The following is a 15,688-nucleotide window of genomic DNA, read 5'->3' as shown; positions in this document are numbered from 1 at the left end:
GTCGGGCACCGCGCGTCGGGCGTCGGGCACCGCGCGTCGGGCGTCGGGCACCGCGCGTCGGGCGTCGGGCACCGCGCGTCGGGCGTCGGGCACCGCGCGTCGGGCGTCGGGCGTCGGGCACCGACAGACCGCCGGGTTCCTGGTCGATCAGCTGGAGAAGGCGGGGTATGTCACCCGTGCCGCCGACCCGACCGACAGGCGGGCGCGGCTGGTGCGTGGCGCGGCGGAGGCGTGGGCGGTGAAGGAGGTCGCGGACGGGGTCGTCGCCGCGGTGGAGAAGGAGTGGGAGGAGCACCTCGGCAAGCGCCGCATGAGGCAGCTGCGCGAGGCGCTGACCCTGGTGCGGGAGGTCACGGCCCCGTGGGCCTAAGGTGTCCGGACCGGATCGGACCGCATCGGACAGGACTGGACCGGACCGGACAAGGTACTCGGACATAGGGAGGGCATCCGTGGCGACTCCGCCGTGGTGGGAGGAACTGGTGGGCGTCAGCGAGGTCCTGGCCGAGGCCGACCGTGCCGAGGTCGAGAGCTGGCGAGGGCCTGAGGCGCAGGGCGCCCCGGACGACGTACCGCCCCTGACGGTCCGGCTCGGCGCCCTCGGGCGTGCCTACACCGGGACCTCCGCCCAGGCCCCGACCCCGGCCGCCTTCAGCGAGGCACAGACCCGTCAGCTCTTCCGGCTCCTGGAGGACATCCAGGTCGACGGAAGCGACCAGGACCGCGACGCCGTGGCCACCGGCTTCTTCGAGGTCCTGCTCAACGCCTGGGACAAGGGCTTCGACCTCCGTTCCGTCTGGCCGGCCGTGGGCCCCGAGTCGCGCGCCTACTGCCTCGCGTGGAACGACTTCACGGGCGTCCCGACCCCTGACTGGATGCGCTGAACTCCCGCAGCCCGCCCGCCTCCGCCACCTCCAGCAGCGACGCGCTCTCCCGTTCCGCCTCGAACGCCCGGTGCCCGCCACGCAGCCCGAACAGGCGCTTGGCCAGCAGGATGTAGAGCACGGCGAGGATGTTGAGGACCAGCGTGGCGATCTTCAACCAGCTGACGCGCTCGGTGAGTTCGTAGATCTCCAGCGGGAGGAAGGCGGCGGTCGCTACCACCGTCAGATACTCCGCCCAGCGCTTGGCGTACCAGAGGCCGACCGCCTCGACGAGTTCGATCAGGGCGTACGCCAGCAGCAGTACGGCCACCAGGACGAGGGTGTCGTGCTTGTAGCCGAAGGTCTTCTGGAGCGTGTCGACGATCGGTGAGTGGTCGAGGTCGTAGTGGAAGTGCTTGAACACCGGCCGGAAGACGTCGAGATACTCGTCGAAGAGCCTGCGCACCGAGTCCTGGCTGTTACTGAACTTCCACACCGCCACCGCGGCCAGCACGATGAACACCCCGCGCACCGCCCGCTCGGCCGCGAGGAAGCGCAGCACGAACAGGTCCCTGAGCACCTTGCCGCGCGGCACGAGCGGCGCGTGGTCCGCGGGCCCCGAGCCGTGCGGGTCGCCGAGCGCGAAGTCTCCGCAGCGCAGGCACCGCCACGCCTCCCCCAGCGCGGTCTCGGCGAACAGCCGTTCCCGCAGGCGGGGTTCGTCGGGTGCGTAGGTCACATGGCCGCGGCGCGCACACGTCCGCCGGTCCCAGTCGATCTTCATCCCCCGTGTGCCTCCGAAACCAAGAGCGTGCCGTCCGGGGACGGCACGCTAGTGGCGCGGGGTAAGAGTTCGGTGAGTCAGCGGGCGTCGACGAGTTCCTTCTCCTCCGCGGCCCGAGCGGCGGGCTCCGCGGGCTTGCGGCCCGGCAGCAGCACCGCGACCAGGACCGTGCCGACGCCGAGCACGATCGCCCCGATCAGGCTGGTGTGCGCGACCGCGTCGGAGAAGGACGAGCCGACAGCGTCCGCCATCTGCCGGGCCCCGGAGGCGAGTTGATCGGCCTGTGCCTTCAACTGGGCCACCTGCTGGGGGTCGGTGGCCTTCGCGGCCTGCGCGGCGACCTGCTGGGCCTTCTCGCCGATGCCCTGCGCCACGGTGTATCCGGCGCCGACGGAGTCCTGTGCCGTCTCCAGCGTCGACGCGGGCAGCTTGCTTCCGGCGGTGGCGTCGGACAGGTGGTCGGAGTAGGAGGTCGCCAGCAGCGAGCCGAGGATCGCGATGCCGAGCGAGCCGCCGAGTTCGATGGAGGTGTCGTTCACCGCGCCGCCGACGCCCAGTTCGGACTCGGGGAAGGCGCCCATGATCGAGTCCGTGGCGGGCGAGAGCGCGAGGCCGATCGCCAGGCCCAGGACGAGGAGGGGCGCGACGAGATCGCCGTACGACGAGCTCGCGTCGATCCGGGTCAGCAGCGCGAGGGCAGCCGTACCGCCGACCATGCCCGCGGTGACCGTCCACTTCATGCCGACCCGCGGGGTGAGGAAGCCGGTCAGGGCCGAGCCGGCGAAGACCGCGCCGGCGAGCGGGAGCATGCGCAGGCCGGTCTCCAGGGCGCTGTAGCCGAGGACGAACTGGAGGTGCTGGGTGAGGTAGTAGAAGGCGCCGAAGACCGAGAGGAAGAAGAGGGCCACGGCGAGGTTGGAGCCCGCGAAGGCGCGGTCGGTGAAGCGGCGGACGTCGACGAGGGGGCGCGGGTGGCGCAGCTCCCAGAGGACGAAGAGGACCAGGCCGACGGCCGCGACCACGGCGGCGGCCAGCGCCTTCGCGTGCCAGCCGAAGTGCGGGCCCTCGATGATCATGTAGACGAGCGAGCCGATCCAGACGACCGACAGCAGGCCGCCGACGTAGTCGATACGGCCGTGTCGCGCGGCCTTGGACGGCGGGACGAGGGCGAGGGCGGCGACGAGGGCGACGGCCGCGATCGGGACGTTGATCAGGAACGTCGACGTCCAGGCGTGGTTCTCCAGCAGCGCGCCCGCGACCAGCGGACCTGCCGCGATGGCGACGCCGGAGGTGGCGGTCCAGACGGTGATCGCCTTGGCGCGTTCGCCGCGCGGGAAGGTCGCGGCGAGCAGGGAGAGCGTGGCCGGCATGATCATGGCGGCGCCGATGCCCATCACCGCGCGGGCCGCGATGACCGTCGTAGCGCTGTCGGCGAAGGAGCCGAAGACCGCGCCGCCGCCGAAGACCCCGAGGCCGAGCAGGAGCGCGCCGCGGCGGCTGTACTTGTCGCCGATGGCGCCGAACAGCAGCATCAGGGCGGCGTACGGGACGGTGTAGCCGTCGATGACCCACTGGAGGTCGGCGCTGCTCAGGCCGAGGTCCTCGGTCATGGCGGGCGCCGCGACCGTGAGGGCGGTGTTCGCCATCACGATGATCAGCAGGCTGAGGCAGAGGACGAGGAGTGCCCACCAGCGGCGGGCGTAGGGGCGCTCCATCTTCTCGACCGGTTCGGTCATGACGAGTCGCATGGCAGGGGTGGCCTTCCTCAGCGGACTTGCACAGTGACGTGCATTTGCTCAACGATGAGCAATGTACGCCTGCTGCACAATGCTGTGCAAGTCAGTGCGGGAGGGGGCACAATGGCGGCCATGACCACGGGCCACTCCAGTCGCGCCGACGCCAACCGCCGCCGCATCCTCGAAGTCGCACTCGCCGAGCTGCTGCGCGACCCCGACGCGTCCATGGACCAGATCGCGCGCGCCGCGGGTGTCGTACGGCGGACCGTGTACGGCCACTTCCCGAACCGTGAGGCGCTGATCGGGACGCTCGTCGACGGGGCCGTGGAGGCGGTGGCGGCCGCGCACGCGGCGGGGCGCGAGGGCGCCGAGGACCTGGCGCAGGCCGTGGCGGGCTCGGTGCTCGCGGTCTGGGAGGTCGCCGACCGCTATCGCATCCTGGTCGCGCTCGCCCAGCGCAGCGTCACCGTGCAGGGCATCAGGGAACGGCTCGCCCCGGTGCGCGCGGCCTGCACGGAGCTGTTGCAGCGCGGCCTGGACGAGGGCGTCTTCGTCTCCCCACTGCCCGCGCCCGCACTGGCCTACGTCCACGAGCAGATGCTGTTCGCGGTCATGGAGGCGGTGAACGACGGGCTCCTGACAGCGGAAGAGGCGGGCCGCTCCGCCGCGGTCACGACTCTGACCGCGGCGGGCGTACCCGCCTCGCTGGCCACGGCGCTGGTGGCGAAGCTGAGCGATTGATCTTGGGGACTTCTTGGGGGGGCGGGGGGCTTCCGCGCGGGGCTTCCGGGGGCTTTCCGGGGGGCTCCGGGGGCTTTCCGGGGGGCTCCGGAGGCTTTCCGGGGGGCTTCCGCAGGAGTTCCCAGGTAGCTTCCGAGGACTTTCCGGGCGCCTCTCGGGTGCCTCCCGCGGGACCCCCCAAGCAACTTCCGAGGACCGCCCCGGATGCCCTCCGCGGGACTTTCCGGGCACCTCCCGGACGCCTTCCCCGGGACCCCCCAAGCAACTTCCGAAGACTCTCCCGAGACACCTTCCCCCGGGCCCCGGGACTTCCCGGGCAGCTTCCGAGGACTGTCCCAGGTGCCTACCGGGGCTTCCCGGGGGTTCCCAGGGCTTCCCGGGACCCCCCGGTGCCTCCCGGGACTCCCCTGGCGCCTTCCGCGGTCACGCGAGGCGTGGGGCCGGGCGGCCGAGCAACGGGGGAGTACTCGGCCGCCCGGGGTGGGTGAGCCGGGCCCGGGTTCAGGTCGGGCCCGGCCCTGCTCCGGGGGGCGCTCAGGCCTTGGTGAGTTCCTTCTCGCCGCCCTGCTCGGGGAGGTCGGCGACCGGGGCGCCGTCCTCGCCCTCGTCGAGGAGGGTCTTCTCGTCGAAGGGCAGGTGACCGGCGAGGACCTGGTCGACGCGCTCGCGGTCGATCTCCTTGGTCCAGGTGCCGATCAGGACCGTGGCGACGGCGTTGCCCGCGAAGTTGGTGAGGGCGCGGGCCTCGCTCATGAAGCGGTCGATGCCGACGATCAGGCCGATGCCGTCCACCAAGGCGGGCTTGTGCGACTGGAGACCGCCGGCCAGGGTCGCGAGACCGGCACCGGTGACACCGGCGGCGCCCTTCGAGGCGACGAACAGGAACAGCAGCAGCGGGATCTGCTCGCCGATCGACATCGGCGTACCCATGGCGTCGGCGATGAACAGCGAGGCCATGGTCATGTAGATCATGGTGCCGTCGAGGTTGAACGAGTAGCCGGTCGGGATGGTGATGCCGACCACCGGCTTGCTGACGCCCAGGTGCTCCATCTTCGCGATGACCCGCGGCAGCGCGGACTCGGAGGACGAGGTCGACAGGATCAGCAGGAACTCACGGCCCAGGTACTTGAAGAGCGACAGGATGTTGAGGCCCGCGACGAGCCGCAGCAGGGTGCCGAGCACGATGAAGACGAACAGCACACAGGTGGTGTAGAAGCCGACCATCAGGAGCGCGAGGTCCTTCAGGGCGTCCACACCCGCCGAACCCACCACGGCGGCCATCGCACCGAAGGCGCCGACCGGGGCAGCCCACATCACCATGCCGAGGACCCGGAAGACGAGCCGCTGGATGTGCTCCACACCGCGCAGGACCGGCTGCCCGATCGGGCCCATGGCCTGGAGCGCGAAGCCGACGAGCAGGGCGATCAGCAGGGTCTGGAGGACCTCGCCCTCGGTGAAGGCGGAGACGAAGGTCGTCGGGATGATGCCGAGCAGGAACTCGGTGGTGTCCTTGGCCTCCGCGTCGACCTGCGCGTGGCCCACGTCCTTGACCGCGTCGGTCACGGCGAGGCCGGTGCCCGGGTCCAGGATGTTGCCGACGACCAGGCCGATGCCCAGCGCGACCAGCGACATGATCGTGAAGTAGATCAGCGCGATACCGCCGACCGCTCCGACCTTGGCGGCCTTGCGGACCGAACCGATGCCGAGCACGATCGTGCAGAAGATGATCGGCGAGATCATCATCTTGATCAGGTTCACGAACCCGGTACCGATGGGCTTCAGCTCCACCGCGAAGTCCGGCGCGACCAGACCGACGGTGATACCGATGGCGACCGCGACGATCACCGCGATGTACAGGTAGTGAGTGCGGTCTTTTTTGACTGTGGGTGCCGTATCGGGGGTGCTGGCGGCCACGGCTGCCCTCCTTGACGTCTTCGTCGGTATGACCGGCGTGCGGCTCACGTCCGGGCTATGAGGAATGCCGTGACTATCTCCTGCCCTGTGAGGGCGGTCACCCTTCCGTTCATTTAGTTCACAATCGGCCATGGGGGCAGACTGACGACATGCGCATCCCCGTACCGAGACCCCGCAGCCTGGCCGCGCAGCTCTTCGCGATGCAGGCCGTGCTGATAGCCGTGGTCGTGGCTGGATACGCACTGTTCACGTATGTCAGTGACCGGGGGCAGGCGGAGGACGCGGCGCGCAGTCAGGCCAGGGCGGTGGCGCGGGCGGTCGCGGACTCGCCGTCGGTGCGGTCGGCCATACACACCGCGCGGCCGACGGCGGAGCTGCAGCCGTACGCGCTGCGGGTCATGGCCGACACGGACGTCGACTTCGTGACGATCATGAGCCCGCAGGGCATCCGCTGGACCCATCCGGACAAGGAGCAGATCGGCCGGCACTTCCTCGGCAACACCGAGCGCGCGCTGAAGGGCGACACCTTCACCGAGACGTACACCGGCACCCTGGGCTCCTCGGTCCGGGCGGTGACCCCGGTCGAGGAGGACGGGAAGGTCATCGGTCTGGTCAGCGCCGGGATCAAGGTGGAGGAGATCAGCAAGCGGGTGCAGGGGCAGCTGACGGCCCTGATCGCCGTCGCGGGCGGTGCGCTGGCGCTGGGCGCGGTCGGGACGTACGTCGTCAACGCCCGTCTGCGCCGCCACACCCACGGCATGAACGCGGCCGAGCTGAGCCGTATGCACGACTACCACCAGGCCGCCCTGCACGCCGTACGCGAGGGGCTGCTGATGCTGGACGGGCAGTACCGTGTCGCGCTGATCAACGACGGCGGACGGGAGTTGCTGGGTGTGTCGTCGCAGGACGAGGTGATCGGGCGGTCGGTGGCGGACCTCGGGCTGCCGGCGCCGCTGACGGGTGCGCTGCTCTCCTCGGAGCCGCGGGTCGACGAGGTGCATCTGACCGCGGACCGGGTGCTGGCTGTCAACACCTCACCGGTCTCCGGCGGGGAGCGGCGCGGCACCGTGGTGACCCTGCGCGATGTGACCGAACTCCAGTCCCTCATGGGAGAGTTGGACTCCGAGCGCGGCTTCACCCAGGCGCTGCGCTCGCAGGCCCACGAGGCGGCGAACCGGCTGCACACCGTCGTGTCGCTGATCGAACTGGGCCGCGCGGAACAGGCGGTGGACTTCGCGACCGCCGAACTGGAGCTGGCGCAGGCGCTGACGGACCAGGTGGTCGCCGCGGTGGGCGAGCCGGTGCTGGCGGCACTGCTCCTGGGCAAGACCGCCCAGGCCAACGAGCGGGGTGTGGAGCTGGTGGTGTCGGAGGACAGCCGCCTCGACGACGGACTGCTGCCGTCGTCCCTGCCCGCGCGGGATCTGGTGACGATCCTCGGCAACCTCATCGACAACGCGGTCGACGCGGCCCAGGGCAGTGTCCGGGCGCGCGTGACCGTGACGGCGTACGCCGACCCGGACCGCTCGGAGCTGGTGCTGCGGGTGTCCGACACCGGGTCCGGGGTGGACCCGGCGCACGCGGAGGCGGTTTTCGAGCGGGGCTTCTCGACGAAGCCGGCGGGTCCGGGTGGCCGGGGCCTCGGTCTCGCCCTGGCCCGCCAGGCGGTGCACCGACAGGACGGCACCCTCTCCGTGGCGGAGGCGGACGGGGGCGGGGCGCGGTTCGAGGTGCGGTTGCCCCTGAGCGGTACGGCCGTACGGTCCGCGGCGGTGCCGGGAGGCGGGGCATGAACGGCGTACAGCCCATTCGGGTCCTGGTCGTGGAGGACGACCCCGTCGCCGCGGACGCGCACGTCATGTACGTGGGGCGGGTGCCGGGCTTCACGGCGGTCGGCAAGGCGCACACCGGCGCGGAGGCGCGGCGGATTCTCGACCGTACGGCGGTGGATCTGCTGTTGCTCGATCTGCATCTGCCGGATGTGCACGGTTTGCAGTTCGCGCGGTCGCTGCGGGCCGCGGGGCATCACGCCGACGTCATCGCGGTGACCTCGGCCCGGGATCTGACCGTGGTGCGGGAGGGGGTGTCGCTCGGGGTCGTGCAGTACGTCCTGAAGCCGTTCACCTTCGCGACGCTGCGGGACCGGCTGGTGCGGTACGCGGAGTTCCGGGGCGCGGCGGGCGAGGCGAGCGGCCAGGACGAGGTGGACCGGGCACTGGCGGCCCTGCGCGCACCCTCACCGGCGGCGCTTCCGAAAGGGCTGAGCGGCCCGACGCTGGAACGGGTCACCGGAGCGCTGCGGGAGGCCGGGGAAGGGCTCACCGCGGCCGGGGTGGCCGAGGCGGTCGGGATCTCCCGGATCACCGCCCGGCGGTATCTGGAGCATCTGGTGGACGCGGGGCGGGCGGGACGCAGTCCGCTGTACGGGCAGGTGGGGCGGCCGGAGTTGGTCTACCGGTGGGTTCCGGGGCGGTGAGCGGGCCGGTGGGTTCCGGGCCGGTGAGCGTGCCGGTGGGTTCCGGGCCGGTGAGTGTCCCAACGCGACTCCGGGCCGGTGAGTGTCCCAACGCGACTCCGGGGCCGTGAGCGTGCCGGCGCGGCTCCTCGAACTCCCCGCGTTCACAAGCCAGTCGGCGCCGGTCTCGCGTACCGCACCACCTGCGAGGCGAGCCCGGTCACGGCCAGCGCCTCCAGCACCGACACCGCCACCAGCGCCACGCCTCCGTCGGTGTCCGCCCAGAACACCGTGAGCGCGGCCAGTGGCACCACGCAGAACGCGGTCAGGTCCACCAGCAGCTGGATCGCCTTGCGGGACCTCCGCCTCGGGTCCCCGCGGTGTCCGGTCTCCCAGGCGAACGCCTCGAAGGAGCCGTCCGGACGGGCCAGGGCGGCGAGCCGGGGGCCGAGTTCGTCGCGGACATAGGTGCCGATCGCGGAGATCTTGTCGTCGTTGACGAGATAGGTCCATCCGAGGACGACGCAGACCGGCGGGAGCGCGAGCAGCATCGACGTCCGCTCGGCCTGTGCCGCCGCAGCGATGACGGCGGCCACGACGGCGAGGGTCACGTACAGGAGGTTGTCCCGGAATCCGATCCTTGCCTTCTGCTCGTCCTTGAGGCTCTGGTACTCGGTGAGCAGCAACTGCCCTACGGTGACGTTCTGTTCCGGCACTCGGTCCCCTTTTCCCGGCGTACCTTGTGAGTGTGCCGGAGATTGATCCCGTGTCCGACCCTGTATCTGATCCCGTGTCCGACCCCGTGGTGGTGATCCTTACCGCCCTCGCGCTCGAATACGCGGCCGTGCGCACCCACCTCACCGGCCGAGAGGAGTTGGTCCACGCGGAGACCGGCACCCGTGTGGAGCGCGGTCGCCTGGCGGGGGCCGACTGGGCTGTCGCGCTGGCCGAGTTGGGCGAGGGAGCCCTGAACACCGCCGCGCTCACCACCCAGCTCGTCTCCTGGCTGCGCCCGCGGGCCGTGCTGTTCGTCGGGGTCGCCGGCAGCCTGAAGGAGGACATCGGGATCGGTGACGTGGTGGTGGGGACGAAGGTGTACTCCGTGCACGGCGGGAAGCAGACGCCCGAGGGTTTCCTGGTCCGGCCCGAGGCCTGGCCCGGTTCCAACGCCCTTGTGCAGGCGGCGCGTTCGGCAGTCCGTGAGCTGCCGGGCGTACGGGCGCACTTCAAGCCGATCGCCTCGGGAGACGTGGTCCTGGCGGACTCCGGGTCCGGCCTCGCCCGGCATCTGCGCGAGCACTACAACGACGCGGCGGCCATCGAGACGGAGGGCTCCGGTGCGGCCCACGCGGCCCACCTCGACGGCCGGGCCGAGGCCCTGGTGATCCGCGGCATCAGCGACCACGCCGACACCGGCAAGCCCGCCGCCGACGCCTCGGGCTCCCAGCACTGGGCCGCCGAGCAGGCCGCGGCGGTCGCGGCGGAGGTGCTGCGCAGGTACCGGGTGCGGAGGGATGCGACCGAGGGTCCCCACCGGGTCGGGTGGTACGGCGGCGACCACGTCGACCTGCGGAACGGCACCTTCTACGGGACCGTGATCGGCAAGCGGACCGGGCCACCGCGCTGACGTCTCGCGGGGGCCGGGACGCCTTGCGGGGGCCGGTTGGGCTTCGTCCAGGTCGCCGACACCGAAGGGCCCCCGCCGGCCAACCCGCGCACACGCATTGACCTGAGCAGACCACCCCTCCTACCTTCACCGGGCAACCACCCAGGCCACAACGACGTGCGCCCGCAGGAGGTCATGCCCGTGCGCCCCACCGCCGCAACAACCGCCCTGCTCACCACAGTTGTCACCGCCGCAGCGACCCTCACCGCCTGCGGCGGCGGTTCCGGAAGCGATCCGGACACCGTGAAGGTGTCGTTCAAGCAGTCCACGGACAACTCGATCCATGTGATGGACGCCTATCTCGCGGACATCAAGAAGCAGTTCGAGAAGGCGAACCCCGGCAAGAAGGTCGAACTCGTCCCGATCAAGGCGCCGGACTCGGAGTACTACACGAAGCTCCAGCAGATGCTCCGGTCCGCGAAGACGGCCCCCGACCTGGTCTACGAGGACACCTTCCTCATCAACTCCGACATCACCAGCGGGTACTTGAAGCCGCTCGACGCCTATCTCGCCAAGTGGCCCGACTGGGACCAGTTCATCGACACCGCGAAGGCCGCCGCGAAGGCCGAGGACGGGAAGACGTACGGCGTCCCGGACGGCACCGACACCCGTGGACTCTGGTTCGACAAGGGGATCTTCGCGAAGGCCGGGCTGCCCGCCGACTGGCAGCCGAAGACCTGGGACGAGGTCCTCGACGCGGCCCGCACCATCAAGCGGAGGGTCCCGGACGTCACGCCCCTGAACGTCTACACCGGCAAACCGGCGGGCGAGGCCGCCACCATGCAGGGCTTCGAGATGCTGCTGTACGGCACCGGGGACGGCCGGAGCGACCCCCTGTACGACGACTCGGCCAAGAAGTGGATCACCGGCGGCCAGGGCTTCGAGGACGCCCTCTCCTTCGTCGAGACGGTCTACCGGGAGAAGCTCGGCCCGGACGTCTCCACCGCCCTCGACCCCAACATCCAGACCATCGTCCGCGGCGACCTGCTCCCCCAGGGCAAGCTCGGCATCAACCTCGACGGCTCCTGGCTCCCGCAGGACTGGCTGGCGGGCAGCGGACACGAATGGCCCGAGTGGTCAAGTGAGTTGGGGCTCGCGTACATGCCGACCCAGCACGGCCAGGCCCCCGGCAAGGTGAGCATGTCCGGCGGCTGGACCTGGGCGGTGCCCGCGAAGGCGGCCAACCCGGACCTCGCGTTCGAGTTCGTCAGGACGATGCAGACCAAGGCCAACGCGCAGAAGTGGTACGTCGCCAACTCCGGTATCTCGGTACGGAAGGACGTCGCCGAGGACCCCGCGTACGCCGACGCGCAGCCCGGCATCCGGTTCTTCACCGACCTGGTCGCCAGCACCCACTACCGGCCCGCGTACCCGGCGTATCCGAAGGTGTCCACCGCGATCCAGGAGGCGATGGAGGGCGTGACCACCGGTGACACGTCGGTCGAGGACGCGGTGAGCGGCTACGACGACACGCTCAAGGAGGTCACCGACGGCCAAGTGACCGCCCGGTGAACGTCCGTGCCCTCACCCGCGCCCTCCCCGTCGCCCCCGCCCTCGTCCTGCTGCTCCTGTTCCTCGCCGGGCCCATCGCCTACTGCGCCTGGATCGCCTTCACCGACCTCCAGTTGACCGGTCAGGCGGAGTCGTCGTTCGTCGGCTTCGAGAACTTCCGTACGGCCTTCCGGGACGAGGAGTTCCTCAACGCCGTATGGCTGACGCTGGTGTTCACGGTCGTGTCGTCGCTGCTGGGGCAGAACACCCTGGGGCTGGCGCTCGCGTCCCTGATGCAGCGCGCCTCGAAGCCGGTCCGTACGCTCACCGGCGGGATCGTGATCACGGCGTGGGTGCTGCCGGAGGTGGTGGCGGGCTTCCTGCTCTACGCCTTCTTCCGCAAGGAGGGCACCTTGAACGCCATCCTGGACTGGCTCTGTCTCCCGTCCCAGAACTGGCTGTTCACCCTCCCCATCCTCGCGGTGTCCTTCGCGAACGTGTGGCGCGGCACCGCCTTCTCGATGCTGGTCTACACGGCGGCGCTGAACGAGATACCGAAGGAGATCACCGAGGCCGCGGAGGTCGACGGCGCGGGCGGCTGGCGGCGGATGTGGCACATCACGCTGCCGATGATCCGCCGTTCGATCGGCACGAACCTGATGCTGAACACCCTTCAGACGCTGTCGGTGTTCGGGCTGATCTGGGTGATGACGAGGGGCGGGCCGGGTGACAGGAGCCAGACGCTGCCCCTGTTCATGTACGAACAGGCCTTCCAGAACAGCATGATCGGCTACGGCACCGCGGTGGCCCTGCTGCTGCTCCTGGTCGGTTCGCTGTTCTCGTTGGTCTACATGCGGCTGCTGCGGACGGAGGTCTGAGGCCGTGTCCGACCGCCGCCGCAACCGCCGACTGGCCGCCGACGTGGGGCTGTTGGCGCTCGCCGCCACCTTCCTGCTGCCGCTCGCGTGGGTGGTCCTGTCGGCCCTTGACCCGCACGCCGACCTCAGGGTGAAGGTCCCCGACGGGCTCACCACCGCCAACTTCGACGCGATCCTGACCGACGAGATCACCTTCACCCCGCTGCTCAACAGCCTGATCCTGTGCGGTGGGGCGACGCTGCTGACGGTGGTGTGCGCGGCCCTCGCGGCCTACCCGCTGTCCCGCTTCCGCTCCCGCCTGAACCGTCCGTTCCTGCTGTCGATCCTCTTCGCGACCAGTCTGCCCATCACGGCGATCATGGTGCCGGTCTACGCCCTGTTCGTGCAGGTCGACCTGATCGACACCCTCCAGGGCACGATCCTGTTCTTCGCCGCCTCCCAACTCCCCTTCGCCATCTGGCTGATGAAGAACTTCATGGACGGCGTCCCGAAGGAACTGGAGGAGGCGGCCTGGACGGACGGCGCGGGCACCCTCCAGTCCCTGCTCCGCATCGTGCTCCCCCTCATGGGCCCCGGAGTCGCGGTAGTGACCGTCTTCTCCTTCGTCATGATGTGGGGCAACTTCTTCGTCCCCTTCATGCTGCTCCTCACCCCCGACCAGATGCCCGCCTCCGTCAGCATCAACGAGTTCTTCGGCAACCGCGGAATGGTGGCCTACGGCCAACTCGCCGCCTTCTCGATCATCTACTCGACCCCGGTGATCCTGCTGTACGTACTGATCGCACGGCGACTGGGAGGAGGGTTCGCACTGGGCGGGGCGGTCAAGGGGTGACTGGAGCCGGGTGCGCCGGCTGGACGGGCATGTGCGGAGCTACGGGGCCTCGCCTGGAAGGGCGCGTGCTGGGCGGGGCAGCCGAGGGGCACCGGATACCCCATCGCCCCGGACATCCCGGCGCACCCTTCGACGCCCGATCGGCCACCCTCGGGCAACACCGGCACCGGCACGGACGCCGTGACCGCCCGACCGGAGCCGGGTGCGCCTGTCGCACCGGTCGTTCACCGAGCGCCGACAAGATGAGCGCGGGCGAAGCTACGGGGCCCCGCCAAGAAGGGGGGCGCGCCCTCGGCGGGGCGGTCGAGGAACGACGGGTGCCCCTTCGCCCCTGATGCCCTGCCCCCCCCTCGGCGCCTGATCGTCCCTCCTGGCCCGCCGACGACGGCCACGCTCGGGCAACGGCACTGGCACGAACACCATGACCGTCCGGCCGAAGCCAGGTGTGCCTGCCGCATCGGTCGTCCGTCGAGCGCGGGCAGGGTGGGCGCCGGCGGAGCTACGCCCCCGCCTGAGAAAGGGCGGGGCAGTCACGGGGTGACGGTGCCCCTTCGGCCCGCGCATACCAACTCACCCCTCTGCGGGCGAGTCCGCCGATCACGGGCACGCGCGGGCGCCTTGGGCATCGGGCCGGACCAAGGGGCGCCTGCCGCGCCGGTAGTCCACCGAGCCCGGCGCAGCCCGCGAGGGCGGACAGGGTTACGAGGCCCCCGCCGCCGGCCTCCACCGCAGGCCCCCGCCGCCCCCGCCGCCCCGGCCAGCAGGCCCGCTCCCATCACCCGCGCGAGACCCTGTGTCCCTCCCACTCACGCGTCCGGCAACACCCCCACCACCCAGCGCGCGGCCGAACCCGAGGCGCTTGACCGTCCGCCGACCACTGAGGCGGGCACGCGCAGGGCTCCATGATCCCCGCCATGCCCCCCAACTCACCCGCCCAGCAGGCCACGCCCTACCCGACACCCCCGCTCACTCCCCCGGCAACAGCCCCGGCCGGAACGGCTCCACTCCCACCACCCTGCGTACCTTCACCGGCTCGATGAGCAGCATCACTCGCCGCTCCCCCGCCAGCAGCCACGGATACCGGTCCTCGCCGATGTACTTCTGGGTGAGGCGGTCCATGGAGCGTTCCGCCTCCTCGCCCTCGACGAAGCGGACGACCCGGCCCCGGATCTCGACGCGGTCGTAGGGGTTCTCGGGGTCGTGGTGGGAGAGGGAAACGTTCGGATTGCGCCGCAGGTTTTCCTCCTTCACGCGGCCGATCGCCGTGTTGACCATGACGTACTCACCTTCGAGATCCGCCCACATGGGCGAGACCTGCGGCGCTCCGTCCGGGCCGACGGTCGCGAGGTGCCAGAAGTTCGGCGCCTCCAGCCGCTCGCGAATATGCCCCTCTACCTTGCCATTCACTTCGTACACGAAGATCACACCTCTTTCCGGCCACCCGTCCGGGCACCCGGCGCCATCCTCGCCACCCCGCCCGCGCCACCGACAGACGATCTTCAGCCAGCCCGAATACGCGGTCGAAACCGTAGTTTCCTACAATCCGTGTTCCTGGCCGAACAGACCGTAGTCACCGGCTGTTCGCTTCCCTAACTTGTGGGCCGTGCGCCGACCCCCAGCTCTGCCGAACCAGCCCGGACCGCCCTTCGACAACCTCACCGCCCGCAGACTCCGTGTCGCTCTCGGCATGGGTCCCGAGCACGTGGCCTACGGGCTGCGCGTCTCCTACGGGCTCCCCTACGTCACGCCGGATCTCGTCGTCGCCTGGGAGCGCGGGATCGTCTGTCCGACGAGTCCTGAACTCACCGCTCTCGCGGGCGTGTTGTGGTGCTCCCCCGGCGAACTCATCGGCCGCCCCCGCACCTTGCGCGAGCACCGCGTCGCCCGGGGCGTCGCCCCCGAGGACGTCGCCCGCGTCGTAGGGCTCGAACTGCTCGTCTATCTCGGCATGGAGGAGCACGACGAGTGGCGCGGCACCGACCGCCAGTCCGCCCTCCTCGCCGACCTGCTGGAGCTGACCCTGCCGGACTTCGTCGCCGTCACCGGGCGGGAGACACGGCTCGCCGAAGCGCTGCGCGGCGCGGTCAGCACCCGTTGGCAGGCCTACGTCCGTCAGGTCGCGAAGATCGTGCCGCTGGACCGGCACCTCCTGGAGGACACCCTCCAGGAGCTGCACCGGCAGTACCAGGGGCAGATGGTGTCCACCCTGAGCTGGGGCGGCGGCGGCGAACACGCCGGCTCGGCCGGGCGGGACTTCCTGGACGAGATCGTGGAACGGTTCTGGGAAGCGGTGGAGAGACGGCCGTAGAGCCGCCCTCAGACCCTGGTAAG

At 70.7% G+C, this 15,688-nt stretch carries 14 protein-coding genes and 1 pseudogene; 10 read left to right on the top strand and 5 right to left on the bottom strand.

Annotated elements, in window-relative coordinates; all coding sequences use genetic code 11:
* Positions 1-370 (top strand): annotated as a pseudogene (locus tag G3I78_RS44675) (hypothetical protein); the annotation flags it as partial.
* 79 nt (positions 371-449) lie between these two features.
* Positions 450-881, top strand: a complete 432-nt coding sequence (locus G3I78_RS44670; RefSeq protein ID WP_164435844.1) for a hypothetical protein — start codon at positions 450-452, stop codon at positions 879-881.
* Here the strand turns inward: G3I78_RS44670 and G3I78_RS44665 are convergent.
* Both G3I78_RS44665 and G3I78_RS44660 read right to left on the bottom strand, forming a co-directional pair.
* Positions 847-1,644, bottom strand: coding sequence for a DUF2127 domain-containing protein (locus tag G3I78_RS44665; RefSeq protein ID WP_164435843.1), 798 nt, complete (start codon positions 1,642-1,644; stop codon positions 847-849). The genes G3I78_RS44670 and G3I78_RS44665 overlap by 35 nt on opposite strands.
* A gap of 77 nt (positions 1,645-1,721) precedes the next feature.
* Complete coding sequence (locus G3I78_RS44660; protein ID WP_164435841.1) at positions 1,722-3,392, bottom strand: MFS transporter; 1,671 nt, start codon at positions 3,390-3,392, stop codon at positions 1,722-1,724.
* Between the two features lie 120 nt (positions 3,393-3,512).
* Here G3I78_RS44660 and G3I78_RS44655 point away from each other — a divergent pair, with 120 nt between their 5' ends.
* Entirely contained in the window at positions 3,513-4,121 is a 609-nt protein-coding gene (locus G3I78_RS44655) for a TetR/AcrR family transcriptional regulator (RefSeq protein ID WP_203616388.1), read from the top strand.
* 534 nt (positions 4,122-4,655) lie between these two features.
* On the opposite strand, the gene G3I78_RS44650 is transcribed toward G3I78_RS44655, so the two are convergent.
* Positions 4,656-6,035, bottom strand: coding sequence for a cation:dicarboxylase symporter family transporter (locus tag G3I78_RS44650; RefSeq protein WP_164435837.1), 1,380 nt, complete (start codon positions 6,033-6,035; stop codon positions 4,656-4,658).
* A gap of 149 nt (positions 6,036-6,184) precedes the next feature.
* Between G3I78_RS44650 and G3I78_RS44645 the strand changes: the two genes are divergently transcribed.
* Positions 6,185-7,828, top strand: coding sequence for a sensor histidine kinase (locus tag G3I78_RS44645; RefSeq protein ID WP_164435835.1), 1,644 nt, complete (start codon positions 6,185-6,187; stop codon positions 7,826-7,828).
* Positions 7,825-8,511, top strand: coding sequence for a response regulator (locus G3I78_RS44640; protein WP_164435833.1), 687 nt, complete (start codon positions 7,825-7,827; stop codon positions 8,509-8,511). The genes G3I78_RS44645 and G3I78_RS44640 overlap by 4 nt, the downstream gene beginning before the upstream one ends.
* 143 nt (positions 8,512-8,654) lie before the next feature.
* On the opposite strand, the gene G3I78_RS44635 is transcribed toward G3I78_RS44640, so the two are convergent.
* Complete coding sequence (locus G3I78_RS44635) at positions 8,655-9,206, bottom strand: hypothetical protein (RefSeq protein WP_164435831.1); 552 nt, start codon at positions 9,204-9,206, stop codon at positions 8,655-8,657.
* 74 nt (positions 9,207-9,280) lie between these two features.
* Between G3I78_RS44635 and G3I78_RS44630 the strand changes: the two genes are divergently transcribed.
* From G3I78_RS44630 to G3I78_RS44615, 4 genes are all read left to right on the top strand, one after another.
* On the top strand, positions 9,281-10,117 hold the full coding sequence (locus tag G3I78_RS44630) for a 5'-methylthioadenosine/S-adenosylhomocysteine nucleosidase (protein WP_343244003.1): 837 nt from the start codon (positions 9,281-9,283) through the stop codon (positions 10,115-10,117).
* Positions 10,118-10,291: 174 nt separating this feature from the next.
* Entirely contained in the window at positions 10,292-11,668 is a 1,377-nt protein-coding gene (locus G3I78_RS44625; protein ID WP_203616387.1) for an extracellular solute-binding protein, read from the top strand.
* Positions 11,665-12,525, top strand: a complete 861-nt coding sequence (locus tag G3I78_RS44620) for a sugar ABC transporter permease (RefSeq protein ID WP_164435827.1) — start codon at positions 11,665-11,667, stop codon at positions 12,523-12,525. The genes G3I78_RS44625 and G3I78_RS44620 overlap by 4 nt, the downstream gene beginning before the upstream one ends.
* A 4-nt stretch (positions 12,526-12,529) precedes the next feature.
* Complete coding sequence (locus tag G3I78_RS44615; RefSeq protein WP_164435825.1) at positions 12,530-13,357, top strand: carbohydrate ABC transporter permease; 828 nt, start codon at positions 12,530-12,532, stop codon at positions 13,355-13,357.
* Between the two features lie 966 nt (positions 13,358-14,323).
* Here the strand turns inward: G3I78_RS44615 and G3I78_RS44610 are convergent.
* The gene (locus G3I78_RS44610) at positions 14,324-14,782 is read right to left on the bottom strand and encodes a PPOX class F420-dependent oxidoreductase (RefSeq protein ID WP_164435823.1); all 459 of its coding nucleotides are present in this window, start codon (positions 14,780-14,782) and stop codon (positions 14,324-14,326) included.
* Between the two features lie 178 nt (positions 14,783-14,960).
* Between G3I78_RS44610 and G3I78_RS44605 the strand changes: the two genes are divergently transcribed.
* Entirely contained in the window at positions 14,961-15,665 is a 705-nt protein-coding gene (locus G3I78_RS44605) for a helix-turn-helix transcriptional regulator (RefSeq protein WP_343244002.1), read from the top strand.
* Positions 15,666-15,688 lie beyond the last annotated feature (23 nt).

The sequence above is a fragment of the Streptomyces sp. SID13726 genome (genome assembly GCF_010548375.1).
GTDB lineage: Bacteria > Actinomycetota > Actinomycetes > Streptomycetales > Streptomycetaceae > Streptomyces.
Note: the sequence above shows the minus strand (reverse complement) of the source record. Positions and strands in the feature narration are given on the sequence as shown.